This window comes from Pedobacter sp. ASV12 (genome assembly GCF_016429155.1).
Taxonomy (GTDB): domain Bacteria; phylum Bacteroidota; class Bacteroidia; order Sphingobacteriales; family Sphingobacteriaceae; genus Pedobacter.
Window position 1 is genome coordinate 1 of sequence record NZ_JAELUC010000054.1, and the last position, 22207, is coordinate 22207.

Here is a 22207-nt window from a genome sequence, read left to right on the forward strand (position 1 = left end):
CCCCCCCCCCCCCCCCCCCCCCCCCCCCCCCCCCCCCCCCCCCCCCCCCCCCCCCCCCCCCCCCCCCCCCCCCCCCCCCCCCCCCCCCCCCCCCCCCCCCCCCCCCCCCCCCCCCCCCCCCCTTTCCCAGATGTGTATAAGAGACAGTTCTTTACGCTGGTGGCCAATAAGATCACGGCTACCAGCAAAACAACCCAGCCCCATTGGAAATGGATGGTTTTAGACAGCATCCTGTCGAAGAATTTGGAACCAAAATAATTGTGTACCTTAAACCAAACTGCAATGAGCATTAACGCGCTCCAAACAAGCGTAACGATAGCCATCACCCTAAAAGCACCAAGTGCGCGTACAAAGAGCAACAATGCCGTTAGTCCTAAAATGGCCATAGAAATGTAAAGCAACCTTGGGTCGGCCTCATACAAAGTCCAGTTGCCTTTCAATGGAACCCTTAACATCGGTGCAATGGTGATGGCAATAGTAGCCAGGATTAATCCTATATAAGCATTGATTTTTTTTACGACTAACATCTGATGGCGGTTACGCTGATTTAAATGAATGTTGGATAATTTGCGATAAAGTTAAGCGCTAGACCGTACGCTAGCAAGGCAAATTGAAAAATGGCGTTATCTTCTGGTGTCTATACCCATTTTATCGGCAAAATGCGCACAATAATCGCGCAGGTCTTCTACAATGTTCTTTTCGCCCGTTGCCTTTAAAAAGCTGTCGCCCATGGTTTGCAGGGTTTCGTAAAAGAAGCGTTTCATTTCGTCAACCGGCATGTCTTTGGTCCAAAGGTCGATACGCATCGAGTTTTTATAGTTGTGGTCCCATAGCGCTAAGATCATCGATTTTACCGGCACCTGGTCTTTGTTTTCGGCATCGGTACTTTCCCAGAGAATTTGCTCGGGCATGTTTTTGTCGTCTAGCTCTACGGTAATCTTGATTTCTGCTTTCCTCATTGTATGTTGTGCTTACGCGATTTTAAAAGTGCAAATATGCTGATTTTAGCAAGCATATTACAGCGACTATCGTTTTACTTTTGTAATATTAAAATCAGAATGGCGGTAGCTGCAATAAACAGCAGCTCTACCATCCAAATGCGTTTCAGGCTTTTGAGGGCAAACCTAAAAATAAGGTCGCTTACAAAGGTTACCACTACAAGCGCCAAGAGCAGCCATTTGTAAAAACCGCCAAAATTTAACTGGCCCTTACCTGTAGCTGGCCCGAAAAAACTGGCAACCAACAAAGCCAGGCCCAGAGCGGTAATGATATTTAAAGGTGTTAATCTGAATTTCATGACTTAAAACGTTTGGCCTTTTTAAAGGGCTTTTTACCCGCTTTGGCTTTAGCCTTCTCTCTTTCGCGGGCTTCGATCTGCTTGGCGTTCTTCTTCTCGTGAAAAGCACCTTTAAAGTCGGGATCCTCTTTACGCTTTTGGTTGTCTATTTCGCGAGCCAATTGCTGACGTTCTTCATAGGGTGTTTCCTCCACAAAAACTTCGTCGGGAATAGGCAAGCGGGCAATGGTTTGCCTGATCAGCTTTTCTATTTTCTTGAGGTAGTATTTTTCGGCCTCGTTGCAAAAAGTAATGGCATCGCCGGTGGCAAAAGCCCTGCCGGTACGTCCGATACGGTGCACATAATCTTCTGTGACAATAGGCACATCAAAATTAATCACATGACTTACATCACTCACATCGATACCCCTCGATGCTACATCGGTTGCTACGAGTATACGAATATTGCCCTCCTTGAAATCGTTGATGGAATTGATGCGCGTATTTTGGCCTTTGTTGGCATGGATTACCCGAACGGCATCTTCGCCAAACCTGCGCATCATATTGCTATAAATGTTATCGGCAACGGTTTTGGTTTTGCAAAAAATAATCAGGCGATTAAACGCTTCATCATCTTTCAGCAAATGTTGCAGCAAATTGATTTTGGTTTTAAAATTGGGCACTTCGTACAGCACCTGTGTTACCGTGCCGGCTGGCGTGGCCTGCTCGGCAACCTGGACCAGGGTTGGGTGCTTCAGAAAATCGCCTGCAATTTTATGCACCAGCTCGCTCATGGTTGCCGAAAACAGCAGGTTTTGGCGTTTACGGGGCACTACTTCCAAAATACGATGTATAGAACCGATAAAACCCATATCCATCATTTTATCGGCTTCGTCGAGCACCAAGAACTGCAGGTATTTAGGATTGATATCTCCCGATAAATAAAGGTCTAAAAAGCGACCTGGCGTAGCAATCAGAATATCTACGCCTGCTTTGATTTGTTCTTTTTGGGTTTTAGGACCAATGCCACCAAAAATAACCACCGTCCGCAAATCGGTATAAGTGGCAAACAATTTAACCTGCTCGGCAATTTGCATGGCCAGCTCCCTTGTGGGCGCCAAAATCAATGCCCTAGGCGAATCGCCCTGTGCATATTTCAGCTTCATGAGCATAGGCAGCACATAGGCCGCGGTTTTACCCGTTCCGGTTTCGGCAATGCCAAAAATATCCTGGCCAGACAGCACCGGCGAAATGGCTTTTTCCTGGATGGGCGTGGCTACTGTAAAGCCTGCATCGGCAACTGCATTTAAAATCTGCCTGTTGAGCTTGAATTCTTCGAATGATTTTGCCATAGCCTGCAAAGATAGCAAATCTTAGTTAAGGTTGATGGGGAAGGAAGGTGGAAGGCAAAAGGTGGAAGGTGGAAGGTAGAAGGTGGAAAGTTGAAGGTTGAAGGTTGAGGGTTGAGGGTTAAGGGCAAAAGCAGAAGGCTCGAAAATTGGTTGTCCAACATTCAAGCCTTCTATCGTTTAACCTTATTTTAGCTGGTATGGCTATTTCGTTGACCTGAGTATGGTAATATAGCCTTTGAACCTCAATCGCGAAGTTCCGAAATCAATGATGTAATAATAGGTATTTTCGCTCAGCGGACTACCGTTAACCGTACCATCCCAGCTGTTGTCGTAACCTTTTTTCTTATAAACTATCCTTCCTGCCCTGTCAAACACCGTTACTTCGTTGTTCGGATAAAAATCGATGTTATCGATTATCCATTTATCGTTATAGCCATCGTTGTTTGGAGTCAATATATTACTGGCATTGATTTTCGCATAGTCTTCTACCACATTCAGGGTAAAGCTTTGGCTTTGCGCACACGAGTTGGCATTGGTTACGGTTACGGTGTAAACGGTATTGACCTGTGGCCTAACCGTAAGAACTGCCGTATTTTGTCCGCTAATAATGCTATTATCGGCCATCCATACATAAGATGTGCCACCAGTAGCCGTTAAGCGTGCAAGGTCGCCTTTGCTAATGCTGCCGCCTTTATCGCTGGTTATGGTTACAACCGGCAAAGGATTCACCGTTAGGGTAAAGCTTCTCGAATAGGTATCTACTCCCCCATTAGCCGTGCCACCATTGTCTTTAATGGTTACCGTAACCGTAGCTACGCCACTCGCACCATTTTTGACCACATAGTTTACCGAACCTGTGGTTCCGTTTTTGGTGGCAGTTAGGCTTTCGAACAAAGCGGCATTATTGCTGGTTACACTAACAGTGGTAGTTTGCGCAGTTTCTGGTCCGGCACTGATACCCGAAAGCGCTACGGTTTGTGCCACGGCGGTATAACAGTGCGTAATATTGTTGATGGCAGCCAAGGTAGGCACCTCATTTACGTCAGCAATTGCAATGGTGAACACTTTTTCTAGCGAGAGGCCAAACTGGGTTGTGCTTTTTACCCTGATGCTGTAACTGGCTTTGTTTTCGAAATCGAGACTGGCTGTGGTGTTTATGCTGGTTCCGGCAATGGTGAACAAGGCGTTGTCCGTATCGCCTGTTCCGCTTACCAAAGTGTAGGCAAAAGTGGCCGAAGGATCATCGGAAGTACTGCTCAATGAACCTGCATTTGTACCCGCAGGTCTGTTTTCGTACAAGGTAACTCCTGCCAAAATGATATTGGTTGGCGCACCTGCTTTTACTTTCAACACTCCATTTACATAAGCGATGGCATAGTTTTGTGCTACGGCTCCGCTTACAGTTATTGGGTAATCGCCAATGGCGCTTGCCGGAGTTGCAACAGTAGCCAGCACAGGCTGGGTAGTCAGTACCGCATTGGTTTCGTTATTTACAAAGCCGGTATAGCTAGCCGTTAAAGGCGGATTAGCCCCGCCAAAAAAGCGCTCTTTATTATCGGCTGTAATGGTTAATGTTGCTGGATTAATGGTAAAGTTAGCACCGGCATAACTCAATGTATAATTGGCATTGAGTGCTAAAGTGCCTTGATTAATTGCATAGGGTCCTACATTTTCGCCGGCAGTTCTAGTCAGTGCACCTGTAAAGGCATCACTACCTACCAATGGCCCACCTGCTGTAATGGCATAGGCAAATGTTGGATCGGCCTGTCCGTAGGTTTTGCTTTGCGATGCATTAGCTGTAACTGTAATGGCTTTAGGTGCTATGGCAAAGTTTGCGGGTGTATAGCTGAGGCTGTAATTGGCATTTAAAGCCAGCGTACCTTGATTAATAGCATAAGGACCAACATTTTCGCCGGCTACCCTAGCCAATGCACCTGTAAAAGCATCGCTGCCAACCAAAGGACCGCCAGCTGTAATGCTATAGGTTAAGACAGGATCTGCCGAGCCATATACCTTCGTTTGGCCACTATTAGCAGCTACCGTAACAGCTTTAGGCGAAATGGCGAAACTTGCCTCTACATAAGTAAGTGTATAGTTCGAGTTTAAGCTTAAGGTACCTTGATTAATAACATAAGAGCCAACATTTTCGCCAACGGCCCTGGTTAGCGTACCGGTAAAGGCATCAGTGCCGATTAGTGGCGCGCCTGCGGTAATGCTATACGTTAAAGCAGGGTCGATCGTACCATAAATCTTAGTTTGGCTTGCCGAAGCCGTAACCGTAATTGCTTTTGGCGTAATCGTTAATGCAGAAGTGTTTGAAGCTGCCTGCGCAAAAGTATAATTTGTTGCCGTTAAACCAGAACCATTAATGGCATAAGTGCCAATTGGGCTTAGGTTGGTCGCCGCACTTGAAAAGGATACTGCTCCTGTAGTGGCATTTCCTAAGTTATCCGCATATTTAAAACCGGTTACCGTACCTGTAAAACCAGGGTTGGTCGTTCCATAAACCTTGCTCAACGCATCGGCCACATAGGTTAAGGTGGCCTTATTAATGGTTAAAACTTGTGTTTTTTGAGTTGCCGGCGCATAAGTGCCGTTTCCGGCCTGATTAGCAAAGATATTTACCGTTCCGGCACCTACAATATGTACCTTGCCAGCTACGATTGTGGCTACGCTAGGATCGCTGGTCGAATAACTAACCTGCAAACCCGAGCTGCTTGTGGCACCTGGATCTATATCCGCATCGCCATAATTGGCTGTTGCAGCCGAGGCCAAAGTAATGGTTTGAGGCAGAAAATTGATGGCGAGGCTGTATGTTTTAGTAGCGCTGTAAGGCCCTGATCCGGTAGAAGAATCGGTGCTGCTGATATCAAAAGTATAATTGCCTCCTGTTGTTGGCGTACCGCTTAACACGCCTGCCAAACTGAGCATTAAACCGTTTGGCAAAGTGCCACTGGTTACCGAATAAGTGTAAGGTGAGGTACCGCCATTCGAAGTTAAGGTTTGGCTATAAGCCGAGGCTACGGTTCCTCCAGGCAATGATGCAGGTGCCAAGGCAATGCTTGGAGCCGCCACTACCAAACTATAAGCCTTTGGACTCGTATAAGGCCCGGCACCTCCCGAGGCATCCGTTGCGGTTATGGTAAAATTAAAAGTGCCTCCAGCAGTTGGTGTACCGCTTAAAACACCAGTAGCGCCATTTAAGGTTACACCTGCTGGCAGAGAACCTGCACTTACCGCAAAAGAATAAGGCAATGTACCACCATTAGCTGTAATCGTTTGTGAATAGGCCGAAGCTATGGCTGCATTAGGCAAAGTTGCTGGATTAACGACAACCGTTGGCGCACCAATAGTAAACGTGTAGGCCCTGGAACCGGTATAAGGGCCATTTCCGGTAGAGGCATCCGTTGCGGTTATGGTAAAATTAAAAGTGCCTCCAGCAGTTGGCGTACCACTTAAAATACCAGTAGCACCATTTAAGGTTATGCCTGTTGGCAGAAATCCAGCCGTAACGGCAAACGAACGAGGGCTAGTACCTCCCGTAGAAGTTAAAGTTTGCGAATAGGCTACACCAATATTAGGCGTAGGCAATGTAACCGGATTTACAACAATGGTGGGCGCATTAATAGCTAAGGTATATGCCCTTGATCCGCTATGGGGCGAACCTGTCCCTGTTGATGAGCCTGTTGCCGTAAGGGTAAAATTAAAGATTCCTCCAGCAGTTGGCGTACCACTCAAAACTCCCGTAGAATTATTTAAGGTAATGCCTGCTGGCAACGATCCAGCCGTAATGGCGTAATTATATGGAGCTATACCTCCGCTCGCGCTCACGGTTTGACTATAAGCATTACCCACAGTTCCGGCAGACAACGTAGTTGGCGTAACCGCAGTAACAGGTGGTGCCGCTACAACTGTATAGGATCTGGTGCCCGAAAACGGACCGCCACTCCCCGATGCATCGGTAGCTTTGATGGTAAAATTGAAAGTTCCTGACGAAGTGGGCATCCCCGATAAAGTACCTGTTGCAGTATTTAACGATAAACCAATAGGCACCGTACCCGCACTAATTACAAACGAATAAGGTGCAGTACCGCCACTTCCGGTAAAGGTTTGGCTATAGGCCACACCTACCGTGGCCCCAGACACGATGGTTGGATTTACTACGATGGTTGGCGCAAGGGTAGTAAAGCTCAGCTGACTGCCATAACTCGTACCCTGGCTATTAATGGCATAGGCTTTAAAGTATATTGTCGTGCTAAAAGGCAAAGCGCTCACGTTACCGTTAAAAGTTCCTGTGCCACTGCCCATGATTACTTTATTATTGGCCGTGGTTGGGTTGGTTGTGGTCGACCATACAATGCCCCTTTCGGTTACACTGGCACCACCATCGGCAGTAACATTGCCACCCAAAGTAGCAGTATTTGAAGTGATTGCACTTGCTGCTGCCGAAGATACGGTTGGCGCAACTTCTGTACCGGTAACAACACCTACCCTAATGTCATCTATCCAATACCTGTTGTTAGCCTTAAATAAAATACTTACCTGTGTAACAGTTAGGTTTTTCGTATAAACTTTTCCGCCTGTAGTATAAGTACCTCCAGAAACCGGCGTATTATCAACTTCTACCTCGGGAGCACCTACGGTTTTGGTATAGGTAATTTCATAAAAAGGCGGAATACCCGGAAAAGCGCCTACATAACTGTTGATACTTTCCTGTCCCACATAAAAGCCATAGAACTGGAAAGGCTGTCCGTCTGCCCGTTCAAGCACAAAAGTATCGCCACCGGAGCCGTCTTTTTGCAAGGAAGCACTGTTGCCGTTGCCATTGGTGGCACTGTTAGAAAAACCACCGTTGCAGCACGCAGTAAGCTTATAGGCTACCCCTCCTATGGTAATGTTGGCCTGGGTATTCCAAATAGACCCCGGAGGCTGCGAAATAACCGCACCGGCGTCAAAATTATAAGTGGTTTGTGCACGGGAAGCCAATGCGAACCCAAAAAGCAAAAACCATACAAAGCATTTTACCAAGTAAATCTTCTTCATAGCCATCGTTTTTAATAAAATAGGTCCTTGATTTGAGCATTAATCATGTTTGGGACAATTAAGGATGAAAATATAAAATTACCTCATATTTGCGATCTCAATACCCCATTTGGCGTAATGTTCCTGTTACAAAGCAATAAGAGCCAAATACATACACCAAGAGCTTGTTTGATGCAATTTGAAGCCTTGTTTATCCACAGGTTAAATTGTAATGCTTATCTTTGAAAGCATGAATACTTACCTGATCAAAAATGCTACCCTCGTAAATGAAGGCCAACAAAAGACTGCCGATGTTTTAATTAAAAATGGATTAATAGCAAAAATCGGACAAAACCTTAGCGCGCCAGAGGCACAAGAAATCAATGCCGAAGGCCTTTACCTTTTGCCCGGCATGATCGACGACCAGGTACATTTCAGAGAACCTGGACTAACACATAAGGCAGATATCTTTACCGAAAGCATGGCCGCCGTTGCGGGAGGGATAACCTCTTTTATGGAAATGCCCAACACCGTTCCCAATACCTTAACCCAGGAACTATTGGCCGATAAATACGCCATTGCGGCGCAAAGCTCGCTGGCCAACTACTCATTTTATATGGGGGCCAGCAACGATAATATCGAAGAAGTACTGAAAACCGACCCGAAACAAGTTTGCGGAATCAAAGTATTCATGGGCTCCTCAACCGGAAACATGCTGGTAGACAACGAGCAAACACTCGAAAACATTTTTAGCAAAGCACCTATTTTAGTAGCCACACATTGCGAAGACGAGCAAACCATCAGAGAAAACATGGCATCTTTCAAAGCACAATACGGCGATGAAATTACCATAGACATGCACCCTTTGATCCGCAGCGCCGAAGCCTGCTACAAATCTTCTTCGCTGGCGCTCGAACTGGCCAAACGTTACCAAACCCGCCTGCACATCCTCCATATTTCGACAGCTAGGGAAGTAGCACTTTTTGATGCCTCCACGCCACTCAAAGATAAAAAGATTACCGCCGAAGCCTGTGTACACCACCTTTGGTTTAATGACCAGGATTATGCCAGCAAGGGAAATTTCATCAAGTGGAACCCAGCAGTTAAAACAGTTGCCGACCAAGCGGGTATTTTACAAGGGTTGCTCGACAACCATATTGATGTGATTGCCACCGACCACGCGCCTCACACCCTCGACGAGAAAAACCAACCCTACCTGCAGGCGCCATCTGGTGGGCCATTGGTGCAACATGCGCTGCCTGCCCTATTAGAAATGCACCTGCAAGGCAAAATCAGCCTGGAAAAAATAGTAGAAAAAACCGCACATAACCTGGCCATCTGCTTCGACATCGAAAAACGAGGCTACATTAGGGAAGGTTATTGGGCCGACCTAGTGCTTGTCGATTTGAATGACCCCTTTAAGGTCACGCCACTGAACGTGTTTTACAAATGCGGCTGGTCGCCTTTTGATGGCGAAACTTTTAGGGCCAGCATCACCCATACTTTTGTATCGGGCAACCTGGCTTACTACAAAGGCAAATTTACCACCAGCGAAACCGGAAAAAGGCTCAGTTTTACTAGATAATTTGATGGAAAGGCTAAGTTAATCGGCAATATACCTCAAATCAGCACAAGAAATGGTTTCAAAACAGCTTCGCCTTACCACATTTATACTGCTTGCTGTATCGGGCATGATTTTCATCATCGGCCTGTTTCCATATATTGTGTTGCAATACTATTCGAAAGGCTTTTACCCGGTCGTTTCTACCGCTTTGCGGTGGATTTCTTCTTGGTTTCCCTTTGCCTTGGGCGATATCCTTTATGGGATTTTGATTATTTTCGGGCTCACCAAACTCTTTCTTTTCTTCAAAAAACTAAGGCCAAAAGCAAATCGGCGCGTACTCATTATGGGCACTCCTTTACGGCTGCTTAACCTGATCTTGATCCTGTACATTAGTTTTAAGCTGCTTTGGGGCCTCAATTATGCAAGGCCAAGCATTAGCAAACAACTGAACATCAGCGACGAAAAATATACCGTCAAGGAATTGGTCTTGCTAACCAATTATTTTATAGATCGCTTGAACACCCTGCAGCAAATTGCAGAAAACAAGCCCAGGACTATTAAACAACTGCAAGAACAAGCCGTGCAAGCTTATGGGCAACTGGCCCAGAAAAATGCTTTCTTCAGCTATCCTGCCCCTTCGGTAAAACCAGTGCTCAACAGTTGGATCATTTGTAAAATTGGCATTGAGGGCTATTACAATCCGCTTTCGGGCGAAGCCAACATCAACACCAAATTGCCGGCTTGGGTATTGCCATTCGTAACCTGCCATGAAATTTCGCATCAGTTGGGCGTAGCACGCGAAGATGAAGCCAACCTGGTAGCTTACCTGGTTGGAAGCCACAGCAACGATGTAGACCTGCAATATTCTGTACATTACAACATGTTGAGGTACCTGCTTTTTGAGTTGAGGTTTAAATCGCCGGAAGACTATCTAGCCTTGCGCAATAAAATAGACCCTAGAATCATAGCCAATTTTAAAGCTGAAAATGAATTTTGGCGCAAATACAACGGCCAAATGTCAAACTACATGGGCGTTGCCTTTGACAAGTTCCTCAAACTGAACAACCAGCAACGCGGCATCAAAAGCTATCAGAACATTGTGATTTGGCTATGGAACACCCATAAAAAACAGTTGACAAACGTCACCAACCAACCAACTAACTAACTAGATTCATCGTCAACAAACTAAAAACTACCCGTGAATAGCCTCTTTGTTGCCAAAGCTTTGGATAAGCTCTCCTTCAAAGACAAGCCATTCCTTCCATCTTTTATCTACATCTACATCGGTACTGTATTGACGGGCAAAATTAAGAAACGTAGTATAGTGACCAGCTTCCGAAACCATCAAATCGTGGTAAAATTTGGCCAATTCTTCGTCTTTAATATTTTGCGAAAGCACCCTGAAGCGTTCGCAGCTACGTGCTTCGATCATAGCGGCAAACAAGAGCCTGTCTATAAAAGCCATGTTTCGGCTTCCATCTTTTTTGCTGAATTTGAGTAATTTGCCCACATAGTCGTCTTTGCGCTCGCGACCCAAGGTATAGCCACGCTGCTTGATAATTTCTACGACCTGCTGAAAATGCTGCATCTCTTCAATGGCAATAGCCGTTAGCGCATCAACCAGCTCCTGATGCTCCGAATTATTGGCAATCAGCGTAATGGCATTGGTAGCGGCTTTCTGTTCGCACCAGGCATGGTCGGTTAAAATCTCTTCCAAATTCGATTCTGCAATGTTTGCCCAACGTGGGTCTGTCAATAATTTTAATCCTAGCATGGTGTAACAGGTAATTCTGGGCAAAATTAGGAAAAAAGATACACTTGCGAAGTTTACGCAATTTGAAACTTCGAAAGGGTTACTTTACTTTTACAGAAATTTCAACCATGAAAAACCAAAAACTATTGATTATCGGATTGGTATGGCCAGAACCCACTTCGTCGGCGGCGGGTACGCGCATGCTCCAGCTGATCAATTTATTTTTGGATCAAGGTTTCCAAATCACTTTCGCTTCTGCCGCTACTAAAAGTGAATTTAGTTTCGATTTGCCAAGCATCGGCGTAACCGAACAGGAAATCAAGCTAAACGATTCGGGCTTCGATTCTTTTGTAAGCGCCTTAAATCCTGCCCTGGTAATGTTCGACCGTTTCATGACCGAAGAACAATATGGCTGGCGGGTAAAGCAGCAATGCCCCGATGCGCTTTTGATTTTAGATACTGAAGACCTCCATTTTTTAAGGATAGCCCGCCAGGAAGCTTCAAAAAAAGGTCGCCAGTTTGCAAATAGCGATTTGTTTTCGGATCATGCCAAAAGAGAAATCGCCTCCATACTTCGCTGCGACCTTTCACTGCTCATTTCCGAAGCAGAACAACAGCTGCTCAGGCAACAGTTCCACATCCACCCTTCGTTGATCTATTACCTTCCTTTTTTGGAAGAAGAACTCAGCGAAGACAAAATTGCGCATTGGCGAGGTTTTGAGGAGCGCAACGACTTTGTATTTATAGGCAATTTCCTGCACGAGCCCAACTGGAATGCCGTTCAGGTGCTTAAAACTACTATCTGGCCCTTGCTACGAAAGGCGCTTCCACAAGCAAATTTGCATATTTACGGTGCGTATCCCTCGCAAAAAGTACTGCAGCTGCACCAACCGAAAGAAAACTTCTACATCAAGGGCAGGGCAAAAAATGCGCAGGAAACCATTTCCAACTATAAAATCTTATTAGCGCCCTTACAGTTTGGCGCAGGTGTAAAAGGCAAACTGATTGATGCCATGCAGAGCGGCACACCAAGTGTAACCACCACCATAGGCGCCGAAGCCATTAAAGGCGAGATGAACTGGAACGGCTTTATTGAAGACAACCCTACACAGTTTGCTGCAAAAGCGACCCATCTTTATCAAAACAAGGAGCTCTGGGAAAATAGCCAACAAAACGGCATCGGTATCATCAACCAGCGCTATTCAAAAATATTATTTGGCCAGGCCTTGATCAAACAGCTACATGGGCTACTGGCCAACTTAACCGAACATCGTCAGCAAAACTTTTTTGGCCAGCTGTTGCATTACCATACCACACAAAGCACCAAATACATGTCGCTTTGGATTGAGGAAAAAGGGAAGAGAAGTTGAAAGGTTAAAAGTTTAAAGTCTAAAGTTGAAAGCTGGAAATTTAAAGCATAACATTTTATTCCCCTCCGTGGAGGGGTGCCCGCAGGGCGGGGTGGCTTAAAAGAAAGGAAGTAGAAGTTAAAGGTTGAAAGTCTAAAAGTTTAAAGTCCAAAGCTGAAAGCACCCCAACTTTTCAACCTCAATTCGGCAACCCTACACAACAATCCCCCAATCCCGCCTCAACTTTACAACATGACAACAATACTAAGCTAGAAACTCCGTAAATTTGCGCCATGGCAAAAATATCCATCAATCTGGCAACAGGTTCTCTGCAACAGGAAGAAATTATTGTAGGCATCGATTTAGGCACCACCAACAGCTTGGTTGCCTTCATCAATCCAGACAAGCAACCACAGGTTATCAACGATACCGGCAAAGGCGTTCTGGTACCATCGGTAGTGCATTTTAACGAACAAGGCGACGCCGAAGTGGGCAACGAAGCCAAGGTTTTTTTAACCACCGATCCTGCCAATACCATTTTTTCGGTGAAGCGCCTATTGGGTCGTTCCTATAAAGACGTAGCCAGCCATCAGGATATTTTTAGCTACAAAATTATCGACGACGACACCGATGCCTTGGTAAAAATCAAAGCCGGCAATAAATTTTATACCCCGATCGAACTTTCGGCCGAAATTTTAAAAGAACTGAAAGCAAGGGCCGAACATGCCCTCAAGACTCCGGTTAACCGGGCGGTAATTACCGTTCCGGCCTACTTTAACGATAGCCAGCGACAAGCTACGCGTGATGCGGGCAAACTGGCCGGACTAGACGTATTGCGCATTGTAAACGAACCAACCGCGGCCAGCTTGGCTTATGGACTGGGCCTAGACCCTACCCAACAAAAAACCATTGCCGTATACGATTTGGGTGGTGGCACTTTCGACGTGTCAATTCTTCAAATCCAAAACGGAATTTTCGAAGTACTTGCCACCAATGGCAATACGTTTTTGGGCGGCGACGATTTTGACCGAGCCATCCTCGATTATTGGATAGCAAAAAACAACTTAGACCTTAAAACACTTGCGCAAGACCATGTGCTGATGCAAACCCTGCGTCTGCAGGCCGAAGCGGCCAAAAAAGCATTGTCCACGCAAAACCTCTACAACGAAAAGCTGGGCGACATCTGGTGCACTTTAGACAAGCAGACTTTTGAACAGTTGATCGAGAGCAAAGTAGCCGAAACCATCAATTGCTGCAAGCAAGCCCTAAACGATGCCCATTTAAAAGCAAGCGAAATAGACGAAGTGGTTTTGGTAGGAGGCTCAACCCGTACACCATTTGTCAAACAGGCAGTCAGCCATTTCTTCAACCGCCAACCGCACGACCAAATCAATCCCGATGAAGTAGTAGCCCTTGGGGCAGCCATTCAGGCCGATATTTTAGCCGGAAATCGTTCAGACATTCTATTGTTGGATGTTACGCCACTATCGCTGGGCATCGAAACCATGGGTGGCTTAATGGACGTAATCATTGCCCGCAACAGCAAAGTGCCTACCAAGGCCGGTCGTCAGTACACCACCTCTATTGATGGCCAGGTGAACATGAAGATTTCAGTTTACCAAGGCGAACGCGATTTGGTAAAAGAGAACCGCAAACTGGCAGAATTCGATTTGAAAGGCATTCCGGCTATGCCCGCAGGGCTTCCAAAGGTTGACATCAACTTTTTGCTGAACGCTGATGGCATTTTAACCGTACAGGCCATCGAACTGCGTTCGGGCGTAAAACAGGAAATCGAAATCAAACCAAGCTATGGCTTAACCGATGATACCGTAGAAAAAATGCTGATCGACAGCATTGAACATGCCAAAAGCGACGTAGAACAGCGCATGCTGATTGAAGCCAAAAGCGAAGGCGAACAATTGGTGTATACCGCAGAACGATTTATTGGCAAAAATTCGCAAATCTTAAGCGAGGCAGAAATCAGCAGCACCAACGCCCATATCAACGCGCTCAAAGAAGCATTAGCCAAAGGCGAAAAAGACCTGATCCTGAAAAAAGCCGATGAACTGAACGAATTTACCCGACCTTTTGCCGAGCGATTGATGGACATGGCGGTTGGACAAGCCATGAAAGGCAAGAAAATAGACGAATAGCGTTGACTTGGCCAATTGAAAAGGGAAAGCAACTACGTTGCTTTCCCTTTTTTGTTATTTGTTACTGTTCGTAAACCGAAAGCGAAGCTCCCGGTATCGGGGTAGCGCCACTCGAGCCCAACTGGCTGAAAGAAAAACTGGCACCCATATCGGTATTGGTTTCTACCGCACAATAATACGGACTGCTCAACCACGAACAGCCGCTTACATCAGCATCATCAACCTTAATGTAATGCACACCGGTGTTGATATATTTGTACTCGGCCCTCACTTTACTTAAAGAAAAGGCACTCTGGGTAACCACCAAAGCCAGACCAGCCAATAAACATAAACTTGGCATACTCATCTGTTTCAGTTTTCTCATCATCGTTTGACTGCTGTTTTGCATTTGAAAAAGCAGACGAAAAAGTTTGGTTAAGGGAAAGATTGATTAGCTGTTTTCTGCTTTACCTAAGTTAATCGAAACCAGTTGTTTTTCCTTCACATGATAAAAAATCGAACATTTTTGCATTCTATAAGTATCAATTGTTTTCTTTAAAGCATAAGATACATTCCTATATTTATTTAACTCAACAAAGGATAATTTTACACCAATGACAACCTGCATTCAAACCACTTCCGAAAATCCCGATTTTCAGCAACTCGTTAAGCTACTGGATGCTGATTTAGCCGAAAAAGATGGCAGCGAACATGCTTTTTATGCCCAGTACAATAAAACCGACAACATTAAACATGTTATCGTGGTTTACCGCTCCGGCCTGCCCGTAGGCTGTGGAGCCATCAAAGCCTTTTCGGCAGAAGCCATGGAAGTAAAGCGGCTATATGTGAAACCTGAACACCGTGGCGAAGGCATTGCAACTACTATTGTTAAGGCACTTGAAGATTTGGCCAAATCATTGGGCTACGAAAAATGCGTGCTCGAAACCGGCAAACGCCAAAAGGAAGCCGTTGCACTTTACCAGAAAAACGGCTATCAAATTATCCCCAACTACGGCCAGTATATCGGCGTTGACAACAGTGTTTGTTTTGAAAAGATTTTGAGGTAATGGATAAGCGCAAAAACGTATTGGCCATCATCGGCAGCACCAGGGCCAACTCTTCCAACCTCAACCTCGTTAAAACTTTTGCCAGGCAAAGCGAACATGAGTTCGATGTACATATTTTTGAAAGCATAGGCAACCTGCCACATTTTAATCCGGATCTAGACACCGAAAGCCCTCCCCAAGAAGTCGTTGCCTTTAGAAAGCTGATTGAGCAAGCCGATGCTTTGCTCATCTGTACGCCGGAATATGTTTTTAGTCTGCCAGGCTCATTAAAAAATGCCATCGAGTGGTGTGTATCAACAACTTTGCTCTCACAAAAACCTACCGGATTGATTACCGCATCGGCCTCTGGACTGAAAGCGCACGAAGAACTGCAACTGGTGATGAGCACGGTAGAAGCCAGGTTTACCGAGGCCACTACCCTTTTGATACCAGGCATCAAGGGAAAATTCGACGCAAACGGCAACCTCATTGACGAACCTACGATTAAACAGCTCAAAGCATTTGAACTGGCTTTTGGAGCATTGCTTGATTAGCTATGCCGTGCTTTCTAGGTTTTAAAAAATTCGAAAGTATTTTGTATATTCAAGTATGAAAAGATTAACGTTTACACTCGCGTTAATCATCCCATTGCTATTATGTACTTCGTGGGGATTTTTTGCCCATCGGCGCATTAATCAACTGGCCCTATTTACTTTGCCACCCGAAATGCTGGGCTTTTACAAAAACGCCCACCAATACCTTACCGAACAGGCCGTTGGACCAGACAGGCGCAGGTATATCGATACGCTTGAAGCGCCAAGGCATTACCTCGATGTAGAAAACTACGAAGCGCACATCGACAGCATTCCGGAGAAATTCAAGGATGCGCTGGCCAAGTATGGGCAACAGAAACTTAACGAAAACGGCATTGTTCCTTGGCAGATCCAGCGAAGCTACTACGGTTTGATTAAAGCCTTCCAACTACGCGATTCGATAAAAATATTAAAATACTCGGCCGATTTAGGCCATTACATCGCCGATGCCCACGTGCCGTTGCATACTACAGCTAACCATAACGGGCAGTTGACCAACCAAGTGGGCCTGCATGCTTTTTGGGAAAGCAGGATTCCGGAGCTGTTTGCCCAACACTACAAACTGATAACAGGAAAGGCCCATTACATCAATGATCCCTTAAAAAGTGCCTGGGCCATAGTAAAGCACAGTCACCTGCTGGTAGATACCGTGCTGAAGATCGAAGCCGAGCTGCATGCCGAATTTCCTTCAGACCAGAAATACAGCTTTAGTGAGCACAACGGCACTATCGTTAAACAGTACGCTCCTGCCTATGCCAAAGCCTACCAAGACCGCATGCAGGGCATGGTAGAAAAACAAATGCGCGCAGCCATTTTAGCAGTAGGTTCTTTCTGGTATTCGGCATGGGTTGATGCCGGTCAGCCAATACTTAAAAACCTGGTTAAAACCGAGCCAAGCCCCGAAGAAAAACGCGCTGCAGAACTCGAAGTGAAAAAATACAAAGAAGGCCGGATTATTGGTCGCGAATATTAATCTTCGCTCGCCACGGTCTCTTCTGCAGCTTTAGATTTAAACCTGCTCCTTACCGCAGCGTAAATGGCCGGGAAGAAAGTAACTACCGCAATGAGTACAACCACAATATCGAAGTTTGCCTTAAACCATGGAATTTGCCCCAACAAATAGCCCGCGAACAACAAGCTGAAAATCCACGACACGCCGCCTACAATATTGAAAGTAGTAAACCGGCCAAAAGGCATTTTGGCAATACCAGCCACAAATGGCGCTATGGTCCTGAAAATCGGCAAAAAGCGACTGAAAATAATAGCCTTTCCACCATGTTTTTCAAAAAACTCGTGCGATTGATGGTAATATTTGAGTTTAAGGATTTTGTTCTTCTCTTTAAATACGCCTGCACCGAGTACGCTGCCGAGTTTATAGTTGAGCGTGTTGCCCAAAATGGCTGCCACAATCAGGATCACTAGCATCAGCCAGATATTCAGGTCGGTTTTACCTCCTGCAATGAGTGCGCCTGTTGCAAAAAGCAGCGAGTCGCCAGGCAAAAAAGGTGTTACTACAAAGCCTGTTTCGGCAAAAATAATAAGGAAAAGGATGAGGTAGGTTAAAGTATGGTATTCGTTTACAATGTCGGCAAGGTGCTTATCAATGTGCAGAATAAAATCCAAGAGTTGTTGCAGTAGTTCCAAAATATCTGATTTTTGCCCAAAAATAGGCATCTGCTTTTGATAACCGCGTATCTTTTAGAAATTATTAGTTATAAATTACCTTATTGATTTTTAAGATGGCATTTGAAGTGCCGTTAATCCAAATGGTATAGATTTTACCGGCCTCAAATTCAGATCCTGCAATGGTTTTATTTGCACTGCTGCCCAAAACCGAAATGTTAAGGTTAACATTTGGTTCTATAGAAAAATAGCCCGACGCTCCCTTAAATGGCAATGAATTAACCAACAAAACGCCTCCGGCCAGGTTTACATTCAGGGCATTGGTAAAAAAGGCGCCCAGGTTGATGATGCGTATCTTCGCTTTTCCCGCTTCTGTGGCGCCCAAATTATCTTCAAAAGTGAGCACTTCACCATTGCCTGTTTTGTCTTCTACATAAAATGAGGTGTAAGACAAGGTGGGCACAAAATTAAACGATGTGGGTGTATCTGCTACCCCATCAATAGCCACATAGGTATTTTTAACGCCCGATTGCACCTTTACATAATCGCTTACCTGTCCGGCATCAAGTGCGGCCATATTTATTTTGATATCGTCTAGATAAAAATCAACCTGCCCCGATTTGTTAGCGGCATTGATCATTTTCACCTTGGCATCTCCCTTTACCTCGTTTGTACCAGGCACATCGTCCTTTTTACAAGAAAACAGACACAAAACTGTAGCAAAAAAAAGCAGGCTCAAATAAAATGAGGTCCTATTTACGGGAGTAGAGATCGTTTTCATCAAGAGTTTGGTTAGGATGGGTATAATACAACAATGGCTCGGTCAAAAACCAAGCCATTATTTATGATTGTATTAATTTTGAACTATTTGCGCTTAGTAGCTGTTGTTCAGCATCACTGGCATTACCAACATCAGTACGTCTTCGTTCTCATCGTTGGTTTGTGGGATAAGCAAACCTGCACGGTTCGGGGTAGAAAGTTCTAAAGTTACTTCCTCGCCGCTTAAATTGCTCAACATCTCAATCAGGAAACGGGCATTGAAACCGATTTCCAAATCTTCGCCTTCATATTGACAGCTTAAACGCTCGTGTGCTTCATTGGCAAAATCCAAATCCTCAGAAGAGATATTCAATTCGCTGCCGCTGATCTTTAAACGAACCTGATGAGTGGTTTTATTGGCAAAAATAACTACCCTGCGCAAAGTGTTCAGGAATAATGCCCTGTCAATAACCAGTTTGTTCGGGTTGTTTGCCGGAATTACCGCTTCGTAATCTGGATAGCGCTCGTCGATTAAGCGACAAACCAAATTGATGTTTTCGAACTTGAAGAAAGCACTGGTGGCATTGTAATCAACCGATACATTAACATCGGTGCTTGGCAAGGCGGCCTTGAGCAGGGTTAATGCTTTTTTAGGCAGGATAAATGACGAAGCTTTATCAGCTTTGCTATCCATGCGGCGGTAGCGTACCAATTTATGGGCATCGGTAGCTACAAAGGTAATGTGCTGAGGCGAAAGCTGGCAATATACGCCAGTCATTGCCGGACGAAGCTCATCGTTGCTTACCGCGAAAATGGTTTTGGTAATGGCTTCGGTTAAAACCGATGCCGGCAGGTTTACCGAAGAGGCATTCTCTACGACAGGAATTTTCGGAAAATCGTCGCCGTTTTCGCCACTCAGTTTATATTTTCCATCTCCTGCACTGATCTCAATCGCAAACGAATTATCGTCGATGTTGAAAGAGATGGGCTGATCTGGCAAAGTCTTTAAAGTATCTAATAAAATTCTCGACGGAACGGCTACTTTACCTTCTTCTTTTGATTCGACAGCCAAAGAGGTCGTCATGCTGGTTTGCAGGTCGGTAGCCGAAATAGTGAGGCTGCCATCCTTGATCTCGAACAAGAAGTTTTCTAATATAGGCAAAACAGTACTGCTGCTTGAGGCACCATTAACTGTTTGTAAATGTTTTAATAACGTAGAAGTGGATACTATAAATCTCATAGTTTATTTTGTCTATTCTCAAAAATATAAAAATTACTTCGCATACTTATGTTTACGGTAATAATGTTGAAAAATTGCAAAACATATCAACAATAAAATCGGGGCAACGGCATTGATCAGCTGCCATTTTGTTTTTTCTGTGCGCAGCCTGGCCTTATCCAACAGCCTTACCTTGATTTCCTTGTTGCGCAGGGCGATAAGGTTATCGTCGTCGGTAAAATAATCGGCTATATTGAGCAGCAAGGCCTTGTTGCCATAGTTCTGTTGCGTATAGCGATCAAATCCCAACGGAAAGGGCGAACCATCGTTGGTGCTTACCTGGTTCTCGAATATGTCGCCATCGCCAATGACCATCATTTTAGTAGGCACGCTTTGGACAGGCACCTTGTAATTTTCGGTAATGCCCGCAGGTATAGGCCTGTTTAAAAACACCGATTTGAATTGGCCTTCCAACAATACGCCCACCGCTTTGGGCGAACTGGTGTATTCTTCTTGTTTAGGCCGTTCGTTAAGCATCTGCAAGGAAAGCATCCTTGGCGTTTCGAACACCTTATTGTAAGGCGAAGTGTACAAAACCACTCTTTTGTTTACGTTGGGCACGCCAATGGTATCAACAGTACTGGCAAACTGGCCGCGTATACCGTCAATGTTTTTAGTCAGGCTACTCGAGGTATCGGGCAGCAACACCGGATAAAATACCCAAGGCGCCAAATCTATTTGTGCCTGTTGGCCTGGAGCACCTGTAGCAATAGGAATAGAAACACAGTTCACATCGGCAATCAGGTTGTAATTGATCCTCGCACCGTATTCGAACAGCATATCATCTATGTTCAGTTGCCTGTTAAAAGTCATTTCCTGTCCACGGTGCTGCAAACTGTCGAGCTCTGCCCCAACCTGGTCAATGGCCCACACCAAACGTCCGCCCTTCATTACAAAATAGTTGATTTTGTACTTTTCCATTTCGCTCAATGGGGTTTGCGGTTTGGCAATAATCAGCACCTTCAAGCTATCCAATCCTTCTTTGGTAATAAGCTTAAGATCTACCCGGCCTACATAATGCTGCTGCGAAAGCGAAGTAATGGCATCGTAAAGGTAAAGATTGGAAGGTTCGCCATGGCCTTCGGTAAAACCGATCCTTGGATTGGAACCGCTCCTTAAACGCTTAATGGCCGAAGTAAACTGATATTCGAGGTTTTGTATAGAACTGGTGATATTTTCTTCATAGTCGCTGGCTGCACCGCCCGTTTTCTGCAAGAGATTGATGGGGGTTTGCTTGCCGTTGTATTCTACCAATGCCATCGGAAAGATGATTTTTTGGGTCAATCCGGCATCGTTTTTAATATTTACCGCCATCGGCTTAATGCCAATACGCGCTAAGCTATTGATTACGGTATCTTGTTCATTGGCAGGCAGCCCTTTAAGCGGGTCTTCGAACACAACCTTGATATTGGCTTTTGAATAGGCCTTGTAATCGTTCAGCAAATCTTTGGTCGCATTGCGCAGCCGTTTAAATGCGGCCGGAATTTCGCCATCCAAAAAAACGGTAATGACGATATCATGATCGGTTTTGGCCAGGTTATCCTTGGTTTTTTGGGTCAGGGTATAACGTTTTTCCTTGGTAAAATCGAAACGCGTATAAAACCGCTGGGCCAACACATTGAGCAGCACCAGTGCAAACACAAAAACAATTGCGCCAATATATTTATTGCTCTTTTTTACCATTTCCTGCCTCCTATCGCCAATTTACTCAGGCCCAAAAACAAGGCCACAAAAGTGATGAAATAAACCAGGTCGCGCGTATCGAGCACTCCCCTGCTGATGGATTGATAGTGTTCGTTGATGCCCAGGTTAACCAGCAAGCCTTCCAAAAACTGAAATTCGAACAATTTGCTGGCCGAATCGAAGCCACTAAAGCTAAAAAAGCAAAGGAATACAGCCACCGCAAAAGCAATAACCTGATTTTTGGTGATGGAAGAAGCGAAAATCCCGATGGCCGTAAAGGCGTTGCCCAATAAAAACAGGCCTAAATAAGAACCGATAACCGCACCGCTATCGATATTGCCTTTGGGAAGCCCCAACTGATAAATACTGTAATAATAAACCGATGTTGGAATTAAGGCGAAGAGCAACAATACCACACAAGCCAGGTATTTGGCGGCAATGAGCTGCAAATCGGTTAGCGGGCTAGTAGCCAAAAGCACGTAAGTGCCTTCCTTGCGTTCTTCGGCAAACGAACGCATGGTGATGGCCGGCACCAGAAACATGAACAAGAAGGGCACTAAGCCAAAAAAGCTGCCCAGTTCGGCATAGCCATAATCCAGAATGGAGGTATCCGGAAAAAACCAGAGGAGCAGCGCACAGGCCAACAAAAAAACACCAATGGTAATATAAGCCATTAGCGAATTTAAAAAACTGAAGAGTTCTCGTTTAAAAACTGCGTACATGCATCGGAATTAATACGGCCGAAGTTAGAGAATATTCGGCAATTTTCATGCATG

The 22207-nt window shown here is 45.2% G+C and carries 19 protein-coding genes; 7 read left to right on the forward strand and 12 right to left on the reverse strand.

Going from position 1 to position 22207, the window contains the following annotated elements; translation table 11 throughout:
• The 5 genes from JHD69_RS13070 to JHD69_RS13090 all read right to left on the reverse strand — a co-directional run.
• Positions 1-527, reverse strand: a 527-nt coding sequence (locus tag JHD69_RS13070; RefSeq protein WP_199140787.1) for a hypothetical protein, incomplete at its 3' end; no start/stop codon positions are given.
• A 96-nt stretch (positions 528-623) separates the two neighbouring features.
• Entirely contained in the window at positions 624-959 is a 336-nt protein-coding gene (gene gldC / locus JHD69_RS13075; protein WP_199140788.1) for a gliding motility protein GldC, read from the reverse strand.
• A 74-nt stretch (positions 960-1033) separates the two neighbouring features.
• Positions 1034-1297, reverse strand: coding sequence for a hypothetical protein (locus JHD69_RS13080; protein ID WP_199140789.1), 264 nt, complete (start codon positions 1295-1297; stop codon positions 1034-1036).
• Positions 1294-2628: a DEAD/DEAH box helicase gene (locus tag JHD69_RS13085; RefSeq protein ID WP_199140790.1), complete on the reverse strand. Its 1335-nt coding sequence runs from the start codon at positions 2626-2628 to the stop codon at positions 1294-1296. The genes JHD69_RS13080 and JHD69_RS13085 overlap by 4 nt, the downstream gene beginning before the upstream one ends.
• A gap of 201 nt (positions 2629-2829) precedes the next feature.
• A complete protein-coding gene (locus tag JHD69_RS13090; protein ID WP_199140791.1) occupies positions 2830-7671 on the reverse strand; it encodes an MBG domain-containing protein in 4842 nt (1613 codons plus the stop codon).
• Positions 7672-7900: 229 nt separating this feature from the next.
• Here JHD69_RS13090 and JHD69_RS13095 point away from each other — a divergent pair, with 229 nt between their 5' ends.
• Positions 7901-9235, forward strand: a complete 1335-nt coding sequence (locus tag JHD69_RS13095; RefSeq protein ID WP_199140792.1) for a dihydroorotase — start codon at positions 7901-7903, stop codon at positions 9233-9235.
• Positions 9236-9287: 52 nt separating this feature from the next.
• Positions 9288-10379 (forward strand): DUF3810 domain-containing protein, encoded by a 1092-nt coding sequence (locus JHD69_RS13100; RefSeq protein WP_199140793.1) that lies wholly within the window; start codon positions 9288-9290, stop codon positions 10377-10379.
• Positions 10380-10406: 27 nt separating this feature from the next.
• Here JHD69_RS13100 and JHD69_RS13105 read toward each other — a convergent pair whose 3' ends face one another.
• Positions 10407-10988, reverse strand: a complete 582-nt coding sequence (locus JHD69_RS13105) for a tRNA-(ms[2]io[6]A)-hydroxylase (RefSeq protein WP_199140794.1) — start codon at positions 10986-10988, stop codon at positions 10407-10409.
• 107 nt (positions 10989-11095) lie between these two features.
• Between JHD69_RS13105 and JHD69_RS13110 the strand changes: the two genes are divergently transcribed.
• Entirely contained in the window at positions 11096-12337 is a 1242-nt protein-coding gene (locus tag JHD69_RS13110; RefSeq protein WP_199140795.1) for a glycosyltransferase, read from the forward strand.
• A 272-nt stretch (positions 12338-12609) separates the two neighbouring features.
• Positions 12610-14469: a Fe-S protein assembly chaperone HscA gene (gene hscA, locus JHD69_RS13115; protein WP_199140796.1), complete on the forward strand. Its 1860-nt coding sequence runs from the start codon at positions 12610-12612 to the stop codon at positions 14467-14469.
• A 61-nt stretch (positions 14470-14530) separates the two neighbouring features.
• On the opposite strand, the gene JHD69_RS13120 is transcribed toward hscA, so the two are convergent.
• The gene (locus tag JHD69_RS13120; RefSeq protein ID WP_199140797.1) at positions 14531-14833 is read right to left on the reverse strand and encodes a hypothetical protein; all 303 of its coding nucleotides are present in this window, start codon (positions 14831-14833) and stop codon (positions 14531-14533) included.
• A 229-nt stretch (positions 14834-15062) separates the two neighbouring features.
• Here JHD69_RS13120 and JHD69_RS13125 point away from each other — a divergent pair, with 229 nt between their 5' ends.
• The 3 genes from JHD69_RS13125 to JHD69_RS13135 are packed head-to-tail and all read left to right on the forward strand — an operon-like array spanning position 15063 to position 17060.
• A complete protein-coding gene (locus JHD69_RS13125) occupies positions 15063-15515 on the forward strand; it encodes a GNAT family N-acetyltransferase (protein WP_199140798.1) in 453 nt (150 codons plus the stop codon).
• Complete coding sequence (locus JHD69_RS13130) at positions 15515-16048, forward strand: NADPH-dependent FMN reductase (RefSeq protein ID WP_199140799.1); 534 nt, start codon at positions 15515-15517, stop codon at positions 16046-16048. The genes JHD69_RS13125 and JHD69_RS13130 overlap by 1 nt, the downstream gene beginning before the upstream one ends.
• A gap of 55 nt (positions 16049-16103) precedes the next feature.
• Positions 16104-17060 (forward strand): zinc dependent phospholipase C family protein, encoded by a 957-nt coding sequence (locus tag JHD69_RS13135; RefSeq protein ID WP_199140800.1) that lies wholly within the window; start codon positions 16104-16106, stop codon positions 17058-17060.
• Here the strand turns inward: JHD69_RS13135 and JHD69_RS13140 are convergent.
• The 5 genes from JHD69_RS13140 to gldF all read right to left on the reverse strand — a co-directional run bounded on the left by JHD69_RS13140 (position 17057) and on the right by gldF (position 22153).
• Positions 17057-17761 (reverse strand): DedA family protein, encoded by a 705-nt coding sequence (locus JHD69_RS13140; RefSeq protein WP_370583491.1) that lies wholly within the window; start codon positions 17759-17761, stop codon positions 17057-17059. The genes JHD69_RS13135 and JHD69_RS13140 overlap by 4 nt on opposite strands.
• A gap of 34 nt (positions 17762-17795) precedes the next feature.
• Entirely contained in the window at positions 17796-18392 is a 597-nt protein-coding gene (locus JHD69_RS13145; RefSeq protein ID WP_199140801.1) for a DUF4397 domain-containing protein, read from the reverse strand.
• A 192-nt stretch (positions 18393-18584) separates the two neighbouring features.
• Positions 18585-19709: a DNA polymerase III subunit beta gene (gene dnaN, locus JHD69_RS13150; protein ID WP_199140802.1), complete on the reverse strand. Its 1125-nt coding sequence runs from the start codon at positions 19707-19709 to the stop codon at positions 18585-18587.
• 33 nt (positions 19710-19742) lie between these two features.
• Positions 19743-21431: a gliding motility-associated ABC transporter substrate-binding protein GldG gene (gene gldG / locus JHD69_RS13155; protein WP_199140803.1), complete on the reverse strand. Its 1689-nt coding sequence runs from the start codon at positions 21429-21431 to the stop codon at positions 19743-19745.
• The gene (gene gldF, locus JHD69_RS13160) at positions 21425-22153 is read right to left on the reverse strand and encodes a gliding motility-associated ABC transporter permease subunit GldF (RefSeq protein WP_199140804.1); all 729 of its coding nucleotides are present in this window, start codon (positions 22151-22153) and stop codon (positions 21425-21427) included. The genes gldG and gldF overlap by 7 nt, the downstream gene beginning before the upstream one ends.
• Positions 22154-22207 lie beyond the last annotated feature (54 nt).